The 6,590-nt window shown below is 41.3% G+C and carries 3 protein-coding genes; all 3 read right to left on the reverse strand.

Annotation, left to right across the window (positions count from 1 at the left end):
* Window positions 1-1,012: S8 family serine peptidase (locus ABIL39_12060; protein ID MEO0166860.1), on the reverse strand; the 1,012-nt coding region annotated here is incomplete at its 3' end.
* Window positions 1,013-1,043: 31 nt separating this feature from the next.
* The gene (locus ABIL39_12065; protein ID MEO0166861.1) at window positions 1,044-2,249 is read right to left on the reverse strand and encodes a radical SAM protein; all 1,206 of its coding nucleotides are present in this window, start codon (window positions 2,247-2,249) and stop codon (window positions 1,044-1,046) included.
* 252 nt (window positions 2,250-2,501) lie between these two features.
* Complete coding sequence (locus ABIL39_12070; GenBank protein ID MEO0166862.1) at window positions 2,502-6,566, reverse strand: S8 family serine peptidase; 4,065 nt, start codon at window positions 6,564-6,566, stop codon at window positions 2,502-2,504.
* Between the last annotated feature and the right edge of the window lie 24 nt (window positions 6,567-6,590).

Below are 6,590 nucleotides of genomic sequence, written 5' to 3' on the forward strand. Positions count from 1 at the left end.
AGAAACTCGTTATGTTATCACTGGAATCGGTGGCACCGATTCCGGCGACAAGGGGATAACTTGCCGGTGAAACAACCGTCCCTGAACCAGGACCGCTACTTCCTGTGCCAAAAACGGCAAAGATTCCTAAATTTTTCCAGGTGAGAATGAGATTCCACCAGTGTAAATCCGAGCCATTGGCAGATCCCCATGAATTATTTATTATACGAATGTTCACACCCTGTGCCTTCAAATCTGCAAGATACTGCATACAGGCATCTATCCAGGCATATTGTCCAGAGCCACGAGAATCAAATGCCTTGGTTGCAATATATTTTACACCAAAGGCAACACCGACATCTTCACCGAATGGTCCAAAGCCATCACCACCGCATAGAGTGCCCATCGTAAAAGTGCCATGTCCATGATCATCATATGGTCTAGGGTAAAAATTCACCGCATCATACCAGTAAGGTAATAACCATTTCCCTTCAAGGGCAGGGTGGTCTATCATAACTCCTGTATCAATGTGTCCAACAATAACACCTGCACCGCTATATCCAGCAAGCCAGCAGGAATCCGTTTTTATCTTTATAATATTCCACCCTGGCGTACGCCCTGTAATATCCGATTCTGACAAAACCTCATCATCAAGTTTTATTATTCCGTTATGGCAGATAAACCAGATATCATCACGTTTGGCAAGTTCATAGATTACCTGCTTCGTTGTTTTCAGATGGAAGCCGTTAAAAATCCAGAATTGCTTAAGGACTTCTGCCTTTTCTACGGGCAATTTTTTAAGATAATCGATAATCTCCTTCTGGGAATTTCTGGCAACCTGCTCAAAGATTTTACATTTTTCCTGAGGGTTCAAGTTTTCAATCTCAGCATACGGGTATTCAGTATTCATATGCACAATGACAAAGATTTTTTCAACGGGTGAAGTGCGGTCAAGTATTTCTAAAAGTTCCGGGGTCAACTTACCTGGAACCTGTGGTAGTAGCGTAAAGACTAATAATACACTCTCTACCATCATACCTCCTTCTATTATAAGGATAAATGTCTCAGGCTTTATCCATCTTTTCTAATATCTTTTCTACGCGTTCAAACTTTATAGGCAATCCATTATCATAATATTTTAATAATTCTTTGTGGTACTTCTTTAGAATACAGAAACCACATGGCTTACTGAAATATTTCTTGAGTCTTATCTTCACAGTCTCAGGTTCTCTTAAGAGATTCCCCAATGATACAGGGAGAAAATTGCAGGGCCAGAGATCGCCACTCGTATCAACATAGATATGCTGGGTGCCAGCACCACAGCCAAATTTTTCTGTGTCTTCAATAAATGGAGATGTGATAACCTTTACACCATCTTTCTCTCTTGCTGATTGAATATGTAATGATTTTAATCGTTCTATCTCCTCGCTGTTCACATAGATATCTTTTTCTTTACTAAACAATCTTCCAGTGCAGAGCGGTTCAAGCAGGAATAATTCATCAACATCTAAATTTTTTACAAAGTCTATGAATCTTTCTGTCTCTCCATCCCTTAACAATTCGCTTGTTGCTACGGTCTGGACGACTGTATACAATCCAGCACTCTTGGCATTCTTTATGGCATCAAGGGCAATGTCAAACGCCCCCTCTCTGCCTCTTGATTGATCATTAATTTTTCGGTCGTAGTGGTCGAGGCTGATGGACACGGAAAACAAACCACTGTCTTTTAGTCTCCTTGCCCTTTCTAAATTTAACCCATAGCCTGAGGTCAAAATTATAAAAGACAGCTCTTTTGAATATTTGGAAATCAAATTATCTATGTCATCCCTTAAAAGTGGCTCACCACCGGTGAAGACAATGGTGCTTGCACCCCAGTATTTAAACAACATAATAATTTTGTCTAATTCCTCTAAACTCATTTCATTATCCGCCGTATGCTCCGCACTACAATACCAGCAATTAAATGGACACTTACGATTGACCGCAATGAATGCCTGGCCAAAGAGTGTTTTGCTATTTCCTAAAATAAACTTATTGGAATAATGTCTTAAATGGCGTTTAAAACTTTCTGATGGAATCGGGGGAATGAGAAAGAAAAGGACTGCCTTGTCTCCAAATTGATTAATCTTTTCGTTCTTCAAGGCAGTGCTGAATAGTTTTAAACAGGAAAGAATTGCATTTATTCCGCCTTTTTTAAAAAGATAAAAAAATTCTTGAGAAAAATTAACCCCACCTTTATAAAATAATGTACTCTTACTCATCGCTTTCATAATCTTTTGAAATTTTAATCTCCCATTTTATAATTATTCTGTTCTCTCACAAGTATTTCGAGCAATTATTCAGGTTTGCTTTTATTCTTCTGCAAGGGTGAAGCCTTGTCCTACGGCCTTGTGGAGAAAATTTACATCTATCCCTAATTTTCTCCAGGATAAATATTTTAGTCCACCTAAAGCCAAAAATTGCAATCAATAAACTGCGAATTTGGAAAGGGGGGCAGGGTTTTTTTCCTGCCCCCGTATTCCTCATTTCAGCATTATTACTTTCTGAACCGTGTTCGTTTGGTCGGTTTCAAATCTCACAAAGTATACGCCAGCACCAAGTTTTCTACCCTGGTCATCATCACCGGACCATTGTAACTGGTAACTCCCTTTATTTTGTTGTGTGTTGATAAGACGTCGAACCAATCTACCGGTATTATCGTAGATGCCAATATTGACTTTTGTCTTTGTGGGTAAGTTGTACTCTATCTGCGTATTATTTTGGAATGGATTTTGGAGAACAATAAATGAAAATCCGTGTGCTTGATTTGCTGGTTTTTCTTCAACAACCACCAATGGATTATGGGTAACCATCCAAAGCCGGACATAATTGCTGTATAATGAGTGTGGACCGAAAGGAATACCTAATGAAGCAAGATGCGTAGCCCATTTGCCTTCCCGCTCAGTCAACGGAACTTTTTCAAGGTTCTTATGTGGCAAGAAGTTCGCATAATAAGCAGGATAATAACCTTCAATTCTTCTTGTATTCCAAGCCTGGCAGTATTCGGTAAGTTCTGCAGGATATTTATTCTTTATTCTACCAGTGATGTGATCTTTGAACAGGGTGACGGCATCTTTTAGTGAGAATGGATAACCCCAGGTAATTTTGGCATAGATTCTTCCGATCAATGAACCGAATAGTCCTGGTGCCGGGTCATAAGGATAATAACCAACACCGTTGGCTGACAAATCATTACGCATTCCATAGAATGGCAATGGGTCAACAGAATATGCATACGCACGGCCAGGTCTTATTGCTTTATAGAATCCTTTTGCCGCAAAGATAAAGTCGCGCTTCCATCCTTCGGGTAATTGCGGTAGATTGGTAGCATCGAATTCAAATTTTATCTCATCACCCGATTTCATTATCACAAATCTGCTATCGCCATCATTTAGTAATGGTAGTACATCACCGTACCTTGTATAATATCCTGCCGCCTGTGGATAATCAATTTCAACTTTGTTACCATAATCAAATTCACCAGGGTATTTCTCATCGTTTGAAACATAGGCAGAATAGCCATAATAGTGTAAATCTGCAGAAACAGGTGACAGCACCATAATCCGATAATTGTTATCCGTATCTGTGTTAATCCAGACTTTATCAAGATAAACTTCGTGGTAGAATGTAATTCTTAATTTATAGTCTTTGCCTTTGAAGATTGACTTACCATTTTCATCAAAGAGCGGATAGGTAACGACCTTTTTATGACCCGCGGGCATACCGCATGATTTGATCTTATGCCACTTGCCGTTATTATAAACTTCAACAGTCGGATTTTGAACTTTCATTCCTTTCTTGTAAGCTTCGTAAATATCACTCACTTCCTTAATCTCCCCCGCATCAGGAAAACGTGTGCTACCATATAGACACAGAACTGCTTTATCAGGATTATCCAATTTCCCAAGGTCGAGTGTAATTGTAAATGGTTTGGCAAATCCTACAAATCCGGTTAACTCAAACGGGGCATAATTTCGGTCAATCGCATTGAGATATTCAGTAATATCCTGACCCTTTTCATTGAATGCCTTATAGATTGGTTTATCACTACCACTGAAAATTTTCAAACCCTGATAACCAGGCCAGAGGAGCGCCTCGTATGGATAAATTTCATTTCCAGCAGGATGGTCAACTGCATATAGTTTTACCTCATCAATATAACTGATTTCCTGGAGCATCTCATTTATACTGAGGTGATATTTCCCATTCACTGCTTGCAATTTATCACCATCAATCTTTACATATTCGTCGTAATCAGGTGGTGCATATATATTCACACCCATTACCCTACCAATCCAGGTTCCAATATCACCACCGGTTACAATGTCGCCGATGAAATAACTCTTGTTTTTATTATGAGCAAAGAGCAATGGGCAGGAAGATTTAATATAGACATCATTCGCAACGCAGGCGTACAAGAAACCATCATTACCCACATAGGCTTCAGCAGAATCGTCAGGAATAATTATGCTGAATAATTGATCTGAAGTGACATTCTGTTGGGTAATCTTTAATGAATAGGAACTCGTCAGGGTGTTCCAAAGCCTAAATCTTAACTGGTCCCGCACGCCACTTCCATGATGACCCCACCACTCAAGGGACATCTCCTCAATGGCGGTATCAGGAACTCCGGTCAATCGGAATCCATATAACTGCACATCCATATGTATGGTATCTTGTGGAGAGCCGGCGGTAGGCCACCACTGATTATCAAGGGCAGAAATCTGCTGTTTCTCAGTCGCCGTGGCTGGAATCCAGGCAGGATTCGTTGGCGCGGGTGGAGTTCCAGAGTCCGCATTGGCAATCTTCCAGGCATTACAATCCGGCGTTGTGACTTCATAAACCCTTGCTGCAACAAAATTCTTTTTCAATGTGTCATCATAATGGAGAGTATCGGTTGAAAGGTTGGCTATGCCAATTGCAGTATAATGATTGCCACAGGCACCAACTGTGAAATTATCAAAAGTTATCAGTGTATCCTTATTCTGAAGGAGTGAACTAATCGTTCGGTTGCTGGTATAAACGGTTGTCGTGCCCCTCTTTATCTGGCATACCACAGGAATATTGTTTTCATCAAAGGTTCCTGCATTCTTAAAACGAACCTGGGGTTGGATAACAGTATATTCACGCTCCCTTGTTCCAGGGACAACTATTGTCTGAACACGAATATTATGGTGAGGAGTTGGCGGCGGTGTCTGTTGTAAAGCACGATAGAGATTTATCCTGCCCCAGCCGTAATTGTTGTTAGGATAGGGACCTCCACCTGATGGCTGGTCACAGGTGGTATAAAAGATTTCGAATAACTGGTCAGGGGTAAGAGTGGAATTTTTTTCAAGGAGAATTGCAGTTCCGCCGGTGACATGGGGTGATGCCATAGAAGTTCCCTGCATAGATGTGTATCCACCATTATTATATGAAGAACGGACTGCGACACCCGGGGCAGAGACATCGGGTTTTGTAAGATTCCAGGTAGGGTAATACCAATATTGAGGGTCATTCCAGGGACTTTGATTTGGTGCAGGACCACGGGACGAGAAACTTGCAATCACATCAAGTGAATCGGTTGCTCCGACACCTATTGCAGTGGGATAATTTCCTGGTGCATTTGCTGTTCCTGAATTTGGACCACTATTCCCCTGGGAGAATACAGGAAATACATCCAGGTTTTTCCAGTTCAGAATTATATCCCACCAGTGTAAATCGGTCTGACCCGAACTGCCCCAGGAATTACCAATCGCCCGGATATCAACACCTTGAGACTTCAATCGCGCCAGATATTGCATACAGGTATCAATCCAGGCATACTGTCCTGAACCGTTTGCATCAAATGCCTTGGTTGGAATATACCGGGCACCATATGCAACACCAACATCATTCGCAAACGGACCAGGGCCATCACCACCACAGATAGTCCCCATAGTATGAGTCCCATGTCCATGGTCGTCATAAGGATTAGCCTGTCCACTCACACCATCAATCCAGTAAGGAGAGAGCCATTTACCGGTAAGTGCCTCATGGGTAGTTAATACGCCGGTATCAATATGACCAAGAATTATCCCTGAACCAGAATAACCCGCTGCCCAGCAAGAATCTGCCTTAATTTTCTTGATGTTCCATTCTGGAGCACGACCAGTGATATCTGCTTCAGGCAGAACCTCAGCATCAAGTTTCACTATCCCATTATGGCAAATAAACCAGATATCATCACGCTTGGCAAGTTCATAGATTAATGCCTTTGTCGCCTTTAAATGGAATCCATTGAATATCCAGAATTGACCACCGACTTCGGCTATCTCTCTTGGTAATGCCTTAAGGTATTCAACAATCTCGCGTTGTGAGTTTAATGCAATATTCTCGAATACCTTGCACTTTTCAACCGGTGTCATTCCCCGAAGCTGGTCATAAGGATATTCGGTAGCCATATGGACGATAACGAGTATCTTTTCGTTATCTGATGTATTATGCAGAATCTGCGCCAGTTCCGGAGTCATCTTACCCGGTATCACTGGCCTTGCTACAAAAAGAAACGCAAGCAATAAATTAAACATATACACCTCCTTTTTCAGTTCTCA

This window comes from candidate division WOR-3 bacterium (genome assembly GCA_039802205.1).
In the GTDB taxonomy this organism is placed as follows: Bacteria; Hydrothermota; Tepidihabitantia; order SM23-42; family JAOAFX01; genus JAOAFX01.